Here is a 16,252-nt window from a genome sequence, read left to right as displayed (position 1 = left end):
ATTGCTTCATGACTACCAATGAAATCCGTTCGGCGTATTTAAGATTTTTCCAGGATAAAGGCCATAAGCTTATTCCGCCGGCGCCCTTGGTGCCGCCCAACGACCCAACCACGCTTTTTACCTCTTCCGGCATGCAACAGTTAGTGCCGTATTTAAAAGGCGAGCCGCACCCGATGGGGACGAGATTGGTCGACTCCCAGCCCTGTTTTCGCGCTGAAGACATTGACGAAGTCGGCGACAACCGCCACACCACTTTTTTTGAAATGCTCGGCAACTGGAGTTTAGGTGACTATTTTAAGGAAGAGCAGCTGGCCTGGTTTTGGGAATTCTTAACGAAAATCCTGAGCTTGTCGAAGGACAAACTTTACGTCACGGTTTTTGAGGGTGGCAACGGTGTTCCTAAAGACGAAGAAACTTACTCAATTTGGCAAAAACTGGGCGTTTCTCCGGATCACATTTTTTACTACCCGGCTGCCAAAAACTGGTGGTCCCGTTCCGGCACACCGGACAAAATGCCTGCTGGTGAAATCGGTGGCCCGGACTCGGAAGTTTTTTATGAATTTACGGAAATAAAACACCGCCAGAAATTTGGCGCTAAATGCCACCCCAACTGCGATTGTGGTCATTTTATGGAAATCGGCAACTCGGTTTTTATACAATTTGAAAAGCAGGCTGACAGTTCTTTTAAACCTTTGCCTAAACAAAACGTGGATTTTGGCGGCGGCCTCGAACGTTTAGCGGCCGCCTGCCAAAACACGCCGGACATTTTTCAAATTGATATTTTTAGAGCCTTAATGCAGTCGATTAACACCCAGTCTTTAGCCGACAGCCGCCTAATTGCCGACCACCTTCGCGCCGCCTCCGCCATGCTTAATGAAGGGATATTACCTTCCAATAAAAAACAAGGTTACGTCTTGCGCCGTTTAATCCGCCGTGCGGCCATTAAACTCGCTAAACCTCAAACCTTAGCTGATTATCTTGGTTTATTAACCACCGGAGAAGAGGCCCGAATAATTTTGAGCAACGAAATTAATAAATTTTCCCAAAGTTTAAAAGAAGGCTTAAAAATTTTAAACAAAGCCAAAATTATTGACGAGGCCTTAGCTTTTAACTTGTTTCAATCTTATGGCTTACCTTTGGAAGTGATTGGTGCAGTGGTGAAAGTGAAATTAAATAAAACCAAATTCGATGCTTTAGTGGAACAACATAGTCAAAAATCCCGCACTGCTTCGGCCGGCATGTTTAAAGCCGGCTTGGCCGACCATTCCGAAACAGTGATTAAATTTCACACTGTCACTCATCTGCTTCACGCCGCTTTAAGAAAAGTTTTGGGCAATCACATTCATCAGGAAGGTAGCAATATTACCAGCGAGCGCTTGCGTTTTGATTTCTCGCATCCTCAGGCTTTATCTAAAGAGGAAATTACTAAAGTGGAAACATTAATTAACGAAAAAATAAAAGCTAATTTACCGGTCACTAAAACTATTCAGGATAAAGCCGAAGCCTTAAAATCCGGGGCTTTGGCTTTATTTAAAGAAACTTACCCAGATAAAGTTTCCGTCTATTCCATCGGCAATTTTTCCAAAGAAATTTGCTCTGGCCCTCATGTTAGCTCGACAGGGGAAATTGGCGGTGTTAAGATTGTTAAAGAGGAATCAATCGGTGCCGGTAAGCGCCGAGTTTACGTTGTGATTAATCATGAAACTAACCAACCTGCTCACCAGACTAACCAATAAAAAAGAAGAGACAAAAACCGAATATTTTTTTGCCGTTGAGATTACTGAAGACATAATTAAAAGCTCTGTTTGGACGGTTGTTAACGGCCATACCGAAGTTGTTAAAACTGGCCCGGTTAAAAACTGGGATGGTCAAAACCAGGAAAAACTTCTGGCCGGCGTTGACGAATCTGTTTCTCTCGCTTCCCAAAATCTTTCTCCTCAGCCTTCCGGCGTAATTTTTGGCCTGCCCGATTCCTGGGTGGATAAAGATAATATTAATCCGGAAAAAAAAGCCTACTTAAAACCTCTATGTGAATCTTTGGAATTAAAGCCGTTAGGTTTTGTCATTACCAATACCGCCGTTGTCCAGTATTTAAAAATTGAAGAAGGCAGTCCGGTTAGCGCGATTTTTTTGCAGTTAAATTCTACCGAAATTAATTTGTCTTTGGTTAAATTGGGAAAAGTTATTGGTAGCGAAGTGGTTGGCCGGAGCGGCGATTTGGGGGCGGACGTAGAAGAGGGACTATCCCGCTTTAAAGATATTGACACTTTGCCTAGCCGGATGATTCTTTATGACGGCAAAAATGATTTTGAAGAGGATAAGCAACAGTTGACTTCTTATGATTGGGAAGAAAAACTACCCTTTATTCACTTTCCTAAAGTTGAAGTTCTTCCCTTAGAAGCTTCAATTAAGGCTGTAAGCCTGGCCGGTGGCAGTGAAGTTGCCAAATCCTTGGGTTTTGAAATTAAGGAAAAAGAACCGGGAAAAGAAGAAGTTAAAGAAACCCTTGGTTTTACCAATCAAGATATCGCTTTAGTTCAACCTGAACCCAAACCAGAACCAAAAATCGAACCTAAGACTGAAACAAAAATTAATCTAATTCAATTGATTAAAGTCAAACTTTTTTCTCTTAAATTGCCTCATTTTAAGCTAAAATTTCCCCGCTTAAATTTAATTATCCCTGGCTTTGTTATTTTATTAATCTTGGTTTTTTACGCTTACTGGTATTTGCCCAAAGCCCAGGTGACTCTTTATTTTGAACCAAAAAATATTGACCAAGCTTTCACTATTACCGCTTCCACTGATGCCAAAATTATTGACGTGGCCAAGGCCACTCTGCCAGCAGAAACGGTCGATATTTCTGTCTCTGGCAGTCAATCTCTGCCTACGACAGGGACAAAATTAATTGGTAATCCGGCGGCCGGTGACATTACTATTTATAATAAAACCAGCCAAGCAAAAACATTTACTCAAGCTACCGTTCTCATCGACCCCAGCAACTTAACCTTTACTCTGGATGAAGATACGACCATTGCCTCCAGTTCCAGTCAGGAAAGTAGTGAGGGCGTCATTACCATTACCCCCGGTAAGGCCAATGCCAAAATTACCGCCAAAAGTATCGGCGCCGAGGGGAATCTCGCCAACGATACCCGCCTGGTTTTTAAGCAGTTTAGTGAAGCTGATTTTTATGCTAAAACCAGCGGTCTTTCCAACGGCTCCAGTCAGGAAGTTAAGGCCGTCTCTCAAGCGGACCAAGACCAGTTATTAACTAATTTAACCAACCAATTAATTAATCAGGCCCAAACAGATTTACAAAGCCGCCTCGGCAATGATAAACGGTCCATGACGATTAAGGGTCAGGATAAGTTGACTTCCAAAAATTTTAACCATAATGTTGGCGAACAGGCTGACAACTTAACGTTGGAAGCCAAGCTTGATTATCAGACTTTAAGTTATAGTCAAAAAGATTTACTGACACTTTTAAGTGCCTTCGTTCAGGATAAAATCCCGGCAGATTTTATTATTGGTTCTACCAACGACGCCGAATTAACCGCCGTTAAAATGGTTAAGAATACCGCAACCGCTTCCGTTGATTTTCAAATTCAGCTTCTTCCCAAGCTGGACCTGCCGGCCATTAAAGCTAAAATTAAAGGCCGTTACCCTCAAGCCATTCAACCCTTTTTAACTTCTTTGCCGAGTTTCTTGAAAGCCGATATTATTATCAAACCCAGCCTGCCTAAAGCCTTAAAAACTCTGCCGCACGTGGCCAAAAATATTACCCTGGAAATTAAAAACTAAATGATTGTTTATTACAAAACTGCCCCAGTTAAAATTTCATCTTTTTGGCCCCGGCTTAAATCATTAATGCCGACAGTTATGATGGTGGTTGGTGCCAGCCTGTTAATTTCTGTCGGTTATCCGATTCTTTCTTACGAGTTGACCATCGGCTTAAAATCTCAACGCCAGAATGTTATTAGTCCAGTGCCCCGGGAAAGTCTGGCTCAAACCGCCCCGGTCTTAGCTCAAACTGATTATAATCAAGTTTCTTCTTGGTTTAATTTTTCCCAAAAGCAGACATTTTTAACCCCGTCAAATATTACTCATTACACTCTTAGTATTCCTAAATTGCGGATTAAAGATGCCTTGGTTACCATCGGTGGCGACAATCTATGGACAAGTTTAATTCAATATGGCGGCACCGCCAATCCTGGCGAAGCCGGCAGTGTGGTAATTTTTGGCCACTCCATTTTGCAACAGTTTTATAATCCTAGCTCTTACCGGGCGATTTTCTCCCTTATTCCTACCCTAAAATCCGGCGATGAAATCTTGATCAGCTTTGACGGGATTATTTATAAATACATTGTCTACGATTATTTTGAAGTCGCCCCGGGGGAAATTGATGTTTTGGAGCAGCAGTATGATCATCGTGATTTAACTTTGGTCACCTGCGTTCCCCCCGGCACTATGCTCCGCCGCGGCATCGTCAAAGCTAAGCTCGTGGAAATTTAAATTTATGGCTAAGAACTTCTATGATAAAGTTGCTAAAAAATTTGGAAACTATCAAAGCAAAATCAACATCCTTAATGAATTTCCTCAAGGTAATCCGGAAGCGATTTTTAAACAAAAATTATTAGCTATTAGCAGTAAAAATAAAACTGCCTTAGACTCCGGTTGCGCTGATGGTGTTTTTACCCTTTCCATAGCCTCTTATTTTAAGAAAATAGTTGCCATTGATAATTCTAAAGGAATGCTTCAAGCAGCCAGAAAATATCAACAAACCAGTCAAATTACCAATGTTAATTTTGTCCAGCAAAATATTCATAAAATAAGTTTTCCCGCCAACTCTTTTGATATTATCTATAATCGCCGCGGCCCTGAAGATTTTCCGTTGTTTTATAAGATTTTAAAATCAGGCGGGTATTATCTGGCAATTGATATTGGCGAAAAAGACACCCAAGCGATTAAAGAAGTTTTTAACAGGGGACAAAATTTTGGGAAATGGCACAAGTCTTTTTTAGAAGCAAAAAAAACACAGCTTAGCAAAGTCGGGTTTAAAATAATTTATTGCGGTAATTTTTTGTATAACGAATACTATCTTTCCAGGACGGATTTAGATCTTTTTTTACAGGGTGTACCGATTTTTGAAGATTATGATTCCCACAAAGATAAAAAATTGTTAGATGAGTATGTTAGAAAATTCAACCTGGAACAAGGAATTAATTTGCCCCGTCACCGAATTGTAATTTTGGCGCAAAAATTATGAAATATTTGTGTATTGATTTTGGTTTGAAACATTTAGGGCTGGCGATTGCTGATGGTCCATTGGCAGAAACTTTTGGTGAAAAAAAGTATGATGAAGAATCTCAAGCCCTTCAATTTATTGCCCGTTTATGTGAGGAACAGGCGATTAACCAGATAATTTTTGGTTTATCCGAGGGCAAGATGGCCGAAACCACTAAAACCTTTGTTGAAAAATTAAAAACTCTTGTCAATTTGCCGATTTTCTTCCAGGATGAAAGCCTCTCCTCGGTTGAAGCCAAACAAAAACTTATTGCCGCTCATGTGCCTCAATTCAAGCGCCGCCGGGACCATAGCGCCGCCGCCGCCTTGATTTTGCAGGATTATCTTGATACGATTGAGTTAAATAAAGGAGGGAAAGAAAATGTTTAAAAATGTCATTGCTCCGGTTCAGGCTTGGTTATTATCCCGCGGCCAATGCGTTGGTTGTGGCATGCCCTTAACTAAAGCTAAAGTTAGTTCTTTTAAACCCGGTCAGGAAAAAATTAGCTGCAAATGCGGCCGGATTTTTATTAAAGATACTGCCAGCAATAAATACCGCCGCGCTTTGTTCGAAGAAGTCTAGCCATGATTAAGAGATTTTTTAGCGTTATCTTAGCGCTAATTCTTGGCTCCCTACTAGTTTTTATTTATTGGTCTTGGGCCAGTCAGCCGGTTAATCCAAAAAATAATACTCCGCAAGTTTTTGTGGTGCCTCAGGGCCAGTCGGCTAAAATTATTGCCAGTCGTTTAAAGCAATCCGGTTTTATTAAAAATGAGCTGGTGTTTCGGTTGTTGGTTGACCAGAAAAATTTAAGCGCCAAACTCCAAGCCGGCGACTTTCGTTTATCGCCCTCAATGAACTTAGAGCAGATTATTGAATCTTTAACTCACGGCAGTTTGGACTACTGGATTACTTTTCCCGAGGGCTTGCGGGTCGAGGAGTATGCCGAACGTTTAGCCGCCAAATCTTCACTTATCCCGCAGGATTTTATCTTGGCCGCCAAACCCTATGAAGGCCAACTTTTCCCTGATACTTATTTAATTCCTCAATCTGCCTCTGTCGAAGACATTGTTAATCTTTTAGTGGACACTTTTAAATCAAAAAGTTCCACTCAGGACAAACAAATGATTATTTTAGCCTCCTTAATCGAGCGGGAAGCCAAACACGAAGCAGACAGAATCTTAGTTAGTAGCGTTTTCCACAATCGTTTAAAAATTAATCTGGCCCTGCAGGTTGATGCCACCGTACAATATGTTTTAGGCAAAACCGGTAATTGGTGGCCGAAAGATTTAACTCATGATAATCTAAAAATTGCCTCGCCTTATAACACTTATTTAAATCCTGGTTTACCCCCGCGGCCCATCTGCAACCCCGGTCTGTCCAGTCTTCAAGCCGCCCTTAATCCAGCCCAAACGAACTACTTATATTACGTTTCTGATTCTTCCGGTTATAATCACTACGCCGCCACTCTGTCCGAGCACAACGTCAACATTGCTAAGTATTTGCTTGTTGACAATCCTTAATTATTTGCTATATTACCCTTATCCTAGCCTGTTAAGGTATCAGGCGGGTTTTCGTTCGTCAATTTCCAAGTTACGCCTTAAACAAGGAAACCAAGTGCTTTTTTCTAGTCTTAACATTGACAATTAATTATTTTTTCAAGATAAAACGGGTTTGCCGCCCGTTTTTTGTGTTTAAATTTTTGCCATGATTAAACCCAACCAACGACAATTTTGGAAAACTCAGCCCACCAATTTGCCTCAGTTAAATTTGTTGGACGTCCAAAAAGATTCTTATAATTGGTTTTTAAATCAGGGAATTAAAGAAGCCCTGGAAAGCGCTTCGCCCATTGATGATTTTACCGGTAAAAATTGGCGCTTGGAATTCGGTGAACATTCCATCGGCCAGCCTAAATATTCGGCCAGCCAGACAATTAAAAAAGGCCTAACCTATGAAGTCCCTTTAAAAGTTAAAGCTAGGTTAACCAACCTCCAAACCGGCGAAGTCACCAAGCAGGAAGTTTTCATGGGCGATATTCCTCAGATGACGGATATCGGCACTTTTATTATTAATGGCATCGAACGCTCTGTTGTTAGCCAATTGGTTCGGTCTCCGGGCGTTTTCTTTTCAGGCATAGTCGATTTATCTACCGGCCGGAATCTTTATCAGGCTGAATTAAGACCCTTGCGCGGTTCTTGGCTGGAAGTTAACATTTCCCGCTACAATACCGTTTCTGTTAAAATCGACCGTCATCGTAAATTGCCTGCTACCACCTTACTGCGCGCCTGCAAGTCATTTGATGATGAAGAATTATTAAAACTTTTTAGCGACGTGGACACCGACCAAAAACACTCTTATATTTTGTCGACCCTGGAAAAAGATTCTGCCAAAACTCACGAAGAGGCCTTAATTGAAATTTATCAAAAAATGCGCCCAGGTGAACCGGCAGTTTTGGACAACGCCAAAGAGCTTTTGCGCCGAATGTTTTTTGATCCTAAACGTTATGACCTCGGCGATGTTGGCCGCTACAAAATGAATCGCCGCTTAAAACTTAATGTTGACCTGAATACTCGAGTCTTAACCCCCGAAGATATTATTGCCACGATTAAATATTTAATTAGTTTGCAAAACGGCGTCGGCCGGGTTGATGACATTGATAGTTTATCGAACCGCCGGGTTCGCCGCGTCGGCGAGCTGGTCGTTACCAGCGCTTTTCGCGTGGGGCTTTTACGCCTGGAACGGTCCATTAGGGAAAAAATGAGTTTGTCTAAGGCCGACGTAGAAGTTACTCCCAGCACTTTAGTTAACCCTCGGCCGGTGATTGCCGCTGTTTCTGATTTTTTCCGCCGCAACCGCCTTTCGACTATTTTAGATCAAACCAATCCTTTATCAGAAATTGACAACTTGCGCCGCCTGTCGGTTATGGGCCCGGGTGGTGTTACCCGCGAACGTGCCTCTTTTTCTATGCGGGATATTAATAGCAGTCAATACGGCCGCATTTGTCCGGTTCGCTCTCCCGAGGGTCCGAACATTGGCTTGGTTACTTATTTGGCCCTTTATGCCCGGGTGAATCAATACGGCTTTTTGGAAACTCCTTACCGCAAAGTTACCAATCGGCGGGTAAGTAATGAAATTGTTTATTTGGCCTCGGACGAAGAGGAAAATCACTATATTACTCACGCCGGTATCAAAATTGACAATAAGGGTTACATTCTTGAAGATTGGGTTGCCGTCCGTTACCAAACCGAATTTATTGAGGCGCCTGCTTTACAAATTGAATACATTGATGTTGTTCCCCGTCAAGTGGTCGGCACCTCCGCTTCCTTAATTCCCTTTATTGCTCATGATGAAGCGAACCGTGCCCTGATGGGGACACACATGCAATGTCAGGCAGTGCCTTTAGTTAATCCCGAAGCGCCGATCGTCGGCACGGGCATGGAAACCGCCGTAGTCGCCGCCATGAAGCGTAATGTTACTGTTTTGGTTTCCGGGACCGTCACTTACGTCGATAGTGAAAAAGTTTGTGTTAAAACCGCGCCCAAAGATGTGGTTAAACTGAAAAACCTCAAAAATAATTTACCGGAAAGTATTATTATTTCTGGTAACGAAATTGAATATCAGGTTGTTAAATTTAGTCGCACTACCCAATCTACCTGCTACTCTCAAAAACCCTTAGTGGCGGTTGGCGATAAAGTAAAAGCCGGCGATTTGATTATTGACGCTCCCGCCTCTGATCACGGCGAGTTGGCGCTCGGACAAAACCTCACCATCGCTTATATGAGTTATGAGGGTTTGGGTTATGAAGACGCCGTCATTATTTCCGACCGTTTGGTGAAAGAAGACATTTTAACCTCAGTCATGATTAACGAATATGAAGCTAAAATCATGGACACTAAGCTTGGCCCAGAAGAATTAACCCGGGATATTCCTAATGTCGGCGAAACTGAATTAGCTAATTTGGGGGAAGATGGCATTGTGGTCATTGGCAGTCAGGTGGAACCCAATGATATTTTAGTTGGTAAAATTGCGCCCAAGGGAGAAACGGAGTTAACTGCCGAAGAAAGGTTGTTACGGGCAATTTTTGGCGAAAAAGCCCGTGAAGTCCGTGATACTTCTCTGCGCGTACCCCACGGTGAAGGCGGCACAGTTATCGAAGTTAAAATTTTTGATCGCGATAAAGGAGACGAACTTGACCCAGGCGTGATTAAAAAAGTAGTTGTTCAGGTCGCTCAAATGCGTAAAATTGTCGTTGGTGACAAACTGGCCGGCCGTCATGGTAATAAAGGCGTTATTTCTAAAATTGTTCCCGCTGCCGACATGCCTTATTTTTCCGATGGGAGCCCGGTCGATATTATTATTTCTCCTTTATCAGTGCTTGCCCGTATGAATTTAGGTCAGCTTTTGGAAGCACAGTTGGGTTGGGCTGCCAAAAAACTCGGCTATAAAGTCGCCTTGCCGGTTTTTGAACCGATTAATGAAGCCTTGATTACCGCACAATTGAAAAAAGCCAACTTGCCGGTTAACGGTAAAATTCAACTTTTTGACGGCCGCACCGGCGAAGCTTTCTCTAATCAAACAGCTGTTGGTGTCGCTTATATTCTTAAGTTAATCCACATGGTGGAGGATAAAACTCACGCTCGCTCCACCGGGCCGTATTCTCTAGTCACCCAACAGCCTCTCGGTGGTAAAGCCCAAATGGGTGGTCAGCGTCTGGGGGAAATGGAAGTTTGGGCTTTGGAGGCCCACCGGGCGGCTCACACCCTTCAGGAAATGTTAACGATTAAATCCGACGATGTTGTTGGCCGAGCCAAGGCCTTTGAGGCGATTGTCAAAAGCCTGGATATTCCCGAAGCCATGATTCCGGAATCTTTCCGCGTTTTAGTTAAAGAACTGCAAAGTTTAAGCTTAAATATTATTCCCGGCGGGTTAGTCGAAGAAGTTAAAGACGAAGACTTAGAAGAGACCAAAGAAGAAATTAAAGAAAAAGAAGAGGCTGCCAAAAATGAGTAAATTAACTGACTTTTCCACCCTTCAAATTAAGCTGGCTTCGCCCGAAGTGATCCGGTCTTGGTCACACGGTGAAGTTTTAAAACCGGAAACCATCAACTATCGTACCCTGAAGCCGGAAAAAGATGGTTTATTTTGTGAGCGTATTTTTGGGCCTACCAAAGATTGGGAATGTTACTGCGGCAAATATAAACGCATCCGCTACCGCGGCATTATCTGCGATAAATGTGGTGTCGAAGTCACCCAAAGCCGTGTTCGCCGCGAACGCATGGGTCATATTAATTTGGCCTGTCCGGTTGCCCATATCTGGTTTTTCAAAGGCGCTCCTTCTCACCTCTCTCTGCTTTTAAACATTTCTCCACGTAATCTAGCCGGGGTGATTTATTTTTCTAAATACCTGGTTATTGATGTTGATAAAGACGCCAAAAAAGCCGTTTTTATCGATCTTGATAAACAATTTGACGCCAAAATTAAAGAACTGGACACCAAAGCCACTAGTGATATTAAAGCCGCTCAGACCATTGGTGTTGAAGCTGTTAAAACCGTCAAGGCCAAAATTAAATCAAAAGAACAAAGCGAACTGGCAATTAATGAAGCTAACTTAAAAACCAAGCGGGAAATCGCTTCAATTCGCGAAACCGTTGCCGGCGAAAAAGACACCGCTAAAGAAGTTTTTAACGCCGTTAAAGATTTAGTTAAAAGAATTAAACCGCAGACGGTTTTGACCGAAGAAGAATATCTTAAGCTGGCCGATTACCAGGCAGCGGAATTTATGACGATTGGCATGGGCGCCGAAGCCATTTTATCTCTGATTAAAAAAATTGATTTTGACAAACTTTTAATCAAATATCGCGAAGAAATTCAAACTTATTCCGGCCAGCGGCAAATTAAAGCCATTAAGGTTTTAAGGATTTTGGAAGGGTTTAAGAAAGTCGCGATCGATCCCGCCTGGATGATTACTACCACCTTGCCGGTTTTGCCGCCGGATTTGCGGCCGATGGTCCAGCTTTCCGGTGGTCATTTTGCCTCTTCGGATATCAACGATCTTTACCGCCGGGTGATTAACCGCAACAATCGCTTAAAGCATTTAATTAATTTAGGCGCTCCGGAGATTATTTTACGTAATGAAAAACGGATGCTTCAGGAGGCGGTAGACACGCTTATTGACAGTTCTCAGGCTCGGGCCACCCGCCGCCGCGGCATCAAAGAATTGCGTTCTTTAGCGGATATGCTCCGCGGCAAACAAGGCCGTTTTCGGCAAAATCTTTTAGGTAAACGAGTTGATTATTCCGGTCGTTCCGTGATTGTGGTCGGTCCGGAATTAACTTTAAATCAGGCCGGTATTCCCAAAACTATGGCTTTGGAAATTTTTAAACCCTATGTTTTGCGCGAACTGATTAATCGCGGCTTAGCCCCAAACGTTAAATCTGCCAAAAATGTTTTAGACCGCCGCCCGCCGGAAGTTTTTGACATCCTGGAAGACGTCATCAAAGATCACCCGATTTTCTTAAACCGCGCCCCGACCTTGCATAAATTAGGTATTCAGGCATTTTTCCCGGTTTTGGTTGAGGGCAATGCTATACATCTGCATCCCTGCGTTTGTGCCGGTTACAACGCCGACTTCGACGGTGACCAAATGGCCGTTCATGTGCCTTTAGCCAAAGACGCCATGAAAGAGGCGATTGACTACATGATGCCTAAAAACAATCTGTTAAAACCGGCCGACGGATCGCCGATTACCCTCCCTAATAAAGAAATGGCTTTGGGTATTTATTATTTCACTTCGATTGACGCTCAATTGCCGGTCAACACCACGATTTATACTTCTAGCCGGGAAGCCATTTTTGCCTACCAGACAGGTTCGCTTAATCCCCGCCAACCGATTAAAGTAAGGCTGGATAAAAAAATCATTGATACGACCGTCGGCCGGATTCTTTTCAATGAGGCTCTGCCGGAAACTTTACGTTTCCTTAATCAGCCGATTCGCTCTGCCGAAATTAAGGCCTTGGTAAAAAAAGCGATTGGTTTGTGTACACCGGAAGAGATGGTTAAATTAATTGACGACTTGAAAAATTTTGGTTTTTCTGCTGCCACGACCTCTAGCTTATCGGTCGCCGTCAGTGACTGTCATATTGTCCCGGAAAAAGATAAATTGATTGCCGAGGCTAACAAAAAAGCCCTGTTAATTGAAGAAAATTATAAAAACGGCTTGATTACCCGGGAAGAAAAACGCCGTTTAAGCAATCAATTGTGGATGGATACTACTGACGAAATTGCCGTCAAAACCTGGAATAATTTTGCCGCTGAAAACTCCGTCAAATTAATCATTGACTCCGGCGGCACCCGGGCTTCTAAAGATCAGGTTAAACAATTGGCGGCCATGCGGGGACTGGTGGTTGACCCTTTAGGTAAAATTGTCGAATTGCCCACCAAATCTAACTTCCGCGAAGGCCTGTCTATTTTTGAATACGTCACCTCCTCGCGCGGTTCCCGTAAAGGTTTAACCGACTCAGCCATCAAAACCGCCGATGCCGGCTACTTAACCCGCCGCTTGGTTGATGTGGCCCATGATGTGATTATCCGCCAGGAAGACTGTGGTACTAAAACAGGCCTGCTCATTAAAAACAGTAGCCGCCGCAGTCAATATTTTACGACCCGAATTACCAGTCGCTTTTTGGCAGAACCCGTCGTTAACCCCAAAACTAAAAAAATTATTGCCAAAAAAGGGACACTAATTGATGAGGAGTTGGCCGAAGCCATTACTAAAGCCAAGGTAGACTCTGTTATTATCCGTTCCCCTTTAACTTGCCAGTCAAAATACGGGATGTGTGCTCAATGTTACGGTTGGGATTTTTCCACCAAAAAACCGGTTACTATCGGTGCTCCTGTTGGCGTCATTGCTGCTCAGTCCATCGGCGAACCCGGCACTCAATTGACGATGCGCGTTAAGCACTTTGGCGGCATTGTTGTTTCCGACGTCACTCAAGGGTTGCCCCGCGTGGAGGAACTATTTGAAGCCCGCAATCCCAAAGCCGCTTCTCCCATTACCGAAGTTAGCGGCAAGGTAAGTATTAAAGAGACCAGTCATGGTTATGAAGTCACCGTGGCCGACAAAACTTATCTTGTCCCTCTCACCGCTGTTTTAAAAGTTAAAAATAATGACTTAGTTGGCGTGGGCGAATCTTTAGCTTCCGGTGCTTTAAATATCAAAGATTTATTAAAAACCCGCGGCCTGCTCGGTGCCCAGGAATATTTAATTGAAGAAATTCAGGGTGTTTATGAATCTCAGGGAATTCCGATTCACGACAAACATTTTGAGGTAATTATCCGCAAGATGTCTGACAAAGTTCAGGTGGAAACTGTCGGCGACACCGGTCTTTTAATCGGCGAGTATGTCGAGAAAGTTCGGCTTACCGAGGAAAATGGACAGGCTAAAACCAATAAAGGCAAAGAGGCAACCGCCCGGCAAGTCGTTTTAGGCATTACCCGGTCTTCGCTGCACACCGAGTCTTGGCTTTCTGCCGCTTCTTTCCAAAACACCAGTAGTATTTTGACTAACGCTGCTGCCGCTGGTAAAATTGACAAACTTTTAGGTCTTAAAGAAAATGTTATCATTGGTCGCTTGATTCCTACCAGTGAAGAAAGGGCAAAATTAGATGCCAACAACTAATCAACTTATCCGGAAACCGCGCCGGCCTTTAGCTAAAAAGATTAAAGCGACGGCTTTACGCAAAACCTTTAATCTTAAAGATAGGCGCATGGTGGCCACCGTCAATCCCCAAAAACGGGGAGTTTGCTTATTGGTTAAAACCATGACCCCGAAAAAACCCAACTCGGCTTTACGAAAAGTTGCTCGGGTTCGTTTGAGTAATAAGCAGGAAGTGACTGCCTACATTCCCGGCATCGGTCATGATTTGGCCGAACACTCAATTGTTCTGGTTCGGGCCGGCCGTGTTAAAGACTTGCCGGGTGTTAAATACCACATTATCAGAGGGAAGTATGATACCTCCGGCGTCGAAAACCGTAAAAGTTCCCGGTCCAAATACGGGACTAAAAAATCCGGCGCTACTACCAGTACTGCTGCTGCCACCGCCGGAGCTAAACCTGCTTCGGCCGCCAAAGCTTCAGCGACGGCGGCCCCAGCGCCAGCCGCTTAAATTATATGAGCCGATCAGGAAAAATTACCAAACGTGTTAACGCTCCCGACTCGCTTTACGGGAATCGCTTGATTGGCAAACTAATTAACGTGATTATGCGGGATGGTAAAAAATCTATCGCTCAAAAACACATTTACCAAACTCTGGAGATTATTGGCCAAAAAACCAAACAAGACGCTTTAACGGTTTTACGCCAGGCGTTGGATAACGTTAAACCGTCCATGGAAGTTCGTTCCCGGCGTATCGGCGGCGCCGCCTACCAGGTGCCGACTCCGGTTCGGGGAGAACGCCGCGAATCTCTGTCTATTCGTTGGGTGGTTAATGCCGCCCGCGCTCGTTCCAACCGTGAATTTCATCACTTTAGTGAAAAGCTCGCCGCGGAACTTTTAGATGCCCTCAACAACCAAGGCGGCGCCATGGAAAAGAAAAATCAGATGACCAAAATGGCCGAAGCCAACAAAGCTTTTTCTCACTTTCGCTGGTAAGTATTGCGACTCCCCTTATAGTGGTTATGATTTTTATAACCGTTATAATCGTTATTAATGATTCTCCAATCCAAGCCTTTCAAAATCTTCACCCTCATTTTAGGCGTAATTTTTATTATTTTAGCCTTTGTGGTTGTTTTCGACCCCCGGCCGTTTATTAAATTCGGCTATCCCGGTATTTTTGTTTATAATCTTTTTGGCCCCGGCATCTTTTTAATTCCCGTTCTCTCGAGGCATTTTAATGTTTTTTGGGTGGCTTTCTTTACCGCCTTGGGCATGGGGATTAATGATTGTTTTAGTTGGCTGGCTGGTAAAAACGGTGACATTGTTATCAAAAGAGGCCCCAGAATTAAAAAAATTGAAGCCAAAATTCGCCGTTTTGGCCCTTGGGCGATATTTTTCTGGGCCTTAATTCCTTTCCCGTTTGATTTAATTGCCGTCATTGCCGGCTACCTCGAAGTTCCTTTTTTACGTTTTTTCATTCCCATGTTTCTCGGTCGTTTTATCCGCTTCTTGCTTTTAGGTTCCGGCATCGTTGCTATCTGGGGCAAAGCACGACCTGTAGCGTACTAATGTAAGGTACCGTACCTTACATATTAAATCCTACTACTAGTAGACTACTTTAAAATGTTTTAAACTAAATTATGGAAGAAACACTGCCTCCTTCTGAACCAATGACTCATCAGCCTTTGGCTGACAATTTTCCTATTTTCACTCCTGAACCGCCTAAGAAATCTTCCTCCGGGTTTTTGGTTATTTTAGTCTTTTTACTGTTTGGAGTTACCGCCTTTTTGGCCAACCAAAACTTAACTCTTAAACAAAAAATTACTCAATTAAAATCTTCACCCAGTCCAGCCCCAGCCTTAGCTAGTCCTAGTCCGGACATTACTGCCGACTGGCAAACCTACACCAATCCGGCTCAGGGCTATTCTTTGAAATATCCCAGCGCTTGGCAAATTAATGACAGCGCCGCCACGGTGGATATTAATAACAAACTGACTCTCACGGAAAATAATTACCTTATTACTATTTATGCCAATATTCAAGGTGTCAGTGGCGGGGGACAACAATTCCCCTCCACTCCGATTAAAGTTAGCGGACTGGATTTGTATAAAAGAGATATCGGTGACAATCTTTATTCCAACACCGGTTCTTGGGAAATTAGCGCCAGTGACTCCAGCCCGACTTTTGAATACCAAGATAAAACTTACGAAATTAATCTGGTTTATCCGTTAGCTGACAAGGGAAGTGATAACTATAAAGCCAACTTAGCTACCTTCGATCAAATTCTCGGGACTTTCCAATTTGCCGATTAAATTCAC

At 43.3% G+C, this 16,252-nt stretch carries 13 protein-coding genes; all 13 read left to right on the top strand.

Going from position 1 to position 16,252, the window contains the following annotated elements:
- Nucleotides 1-8: 8 nt before the first annotated feature.
- Complete coding sequence (locus NTZ93_03745; GenBank protein MCX6816953.1) at nucleotides 9-1,736, top strand: alanine--tRNA ligase; 1,728 nt, start codon at nucleotides 9-11, stop codon at nucleotides 1,734-1,736.
- On the top strand, nucleotides 1,699-3,798 hold the full coding sequence (locus NTZ93_03740) for a hypothetical protein (GenBank protein ID MCX6816952.1): 2,100 nt from the start codon (nucleotides 1,699-1,701) through the stop codon (nucleotides 3,796-3,798). The genes NTZ93_03745 and NTZ93_03740 overlap by 38 nt, the downstream gene beginning before the upstream one ends.
- Nucleotides 3,799-4,509, top strand: a complete 711-nt coding sequence (locus NTZ93_03735) for a sortase (GenBank protein MCX6816951.1) — start codon at nucleotides 3,799-3,801, stop codon at nucleotides 4,507-4,509.
- 4 nt (nucleotides 4,510-4,513) lie between these two features.
- Entirely contained in the window at nucleotides 4,514-5,263 is a 750-nt protein-coding gene (locus NTZ93_03730) for a class I SAM-dependent methyltransferase (GenBank protein ID MCX6816950.1), read from the top strand.
- Nucleotides 5,260-5,670, top strand: a complete 411-nt coding sequence (gene ruvX, locus NTZ93_03725; protein MCX6816949.1) for a Holliday junction resolvase RuvX — start codon at nucleotides 5,260-5,262, stop codon at nucleotides 5,668-5,670. Before NTZ93_03730 ends, ruvX begins: the two co-directional genes overlap by 4 nt.
- Entirely contained in the window at nucleotides 5,663-5,863 is a 201-nt protein-coding gene (locus NTZ93_03720) for a hypothetical protein (GenBank protein MCX6816948.1), read from the top strand. Before ruvX ends, NTZ93_03720 begins: the two co-directional genes overlap by 8 nt.
- Before the next feature lie 2 nt (nucleotides 5,864-5,865).
- A complete protein-coding gene (gene mltG, locus NTZ93_03715; GenBank protein MCX6816947.1) occupies nucleotides 5,866-6,804 on the top strand; it encodes an endolytic transglycosylase MltG in 939 nt (312 codons plus the stop codon).
- Nucleotides 6,805-6,988: 184 nt separating this feature from the next.
- Nucleotides 6,989-10,291, top strand: a complete 3,303-nt coding sequence (gene rpoB / locus NTZ93_03710; GenBank protein ID MCX6816946.1) for a DNA-directed RNA polymerase subunit beta — start codon at nucleotides 6,989-6,991, stop codon at nucleotides 10,289-10,291.
- Nucleotides 10,284-13,958, top strand: coding sequence for a DNA-directed RNA polymerase subunit beta' (gene rpoC / locus NTZ93_03705; protein ID MCX6816945.1), 3,675 nt, complete (start codon nucleotides 10,284-10,286; stop codon nucleotides 13,956-13,958). Before rpoB ends, rpoC begins: the two co-directional genes overlap by 8 nt.
- A complete protein-coding gene (gene rpsL, locus NTZ93_03700) occupies nucleotides 13,945-14,445 on the top strand; it encodes a 30S ribosomal protein S12 (protein ID MCX6816944.1) in 501 nt (166 codons plus the stop codon). Before rpoC ends, rpsL begins: the two co-directional genes overlap by 14 nt.
- Nucleotides 14,446-14,450: 5 nt before the next feature.
- Nucleotides 14,451-14,930, top strand: a complete 480-nt coding sequence (gene rpsG / locus NTZ93_03695; GenBank protein ID MCX6816943.1) for a 30S ribosomal protein S7 — start codon at nucleotides 14,451-14,453, stop codon at nucleotides 14,928-14,930.
- Nucleotides 14,931-14,987: 57 nt separating this feature from the next.
- Nucleotides 14,988-15,503, top strand: coding sequence for a VTT domain-containing protein (locus tag NTZ93_03690; GenBank protein ID MCX6816942.1), 516 nt, complete (start codon nucleotides 14,988-14,990; stop codon nucleotides 15,501-15,503).
- A gap of 71 nt (nucleotides 15,504-15,574) precedes the next feature.
- The gene (locus NTZ93_03685; protein MCX6816941.1) at nucleotides 15,575-16,246 is read left to right on the top strand and encodes a hypothetical protein; all 672 of its coding nucleotides are present in this window, start codon (nucleotides 15,575-15,577) and stop codon (nucleotides 16,244-16,246) included.
- Nucleotides 16,247-16,252 lie beyond the last annotated feature (6 nt).

The organism is Candidatus Beckwithbacteria bacterium, from assembly GCA_026397255.1.
Classification (GTDB): domain Bacteria; phylum Patescibacteriota; class Microgenomatia; order UBA1400; family CG1-02-47-37; genus JAPLVF01.
The sequence above is the reverse complement of the archived record's forward strand: the minus strand, read 5'-3'. Positions and strand labels throughout refer to the sequence as shown.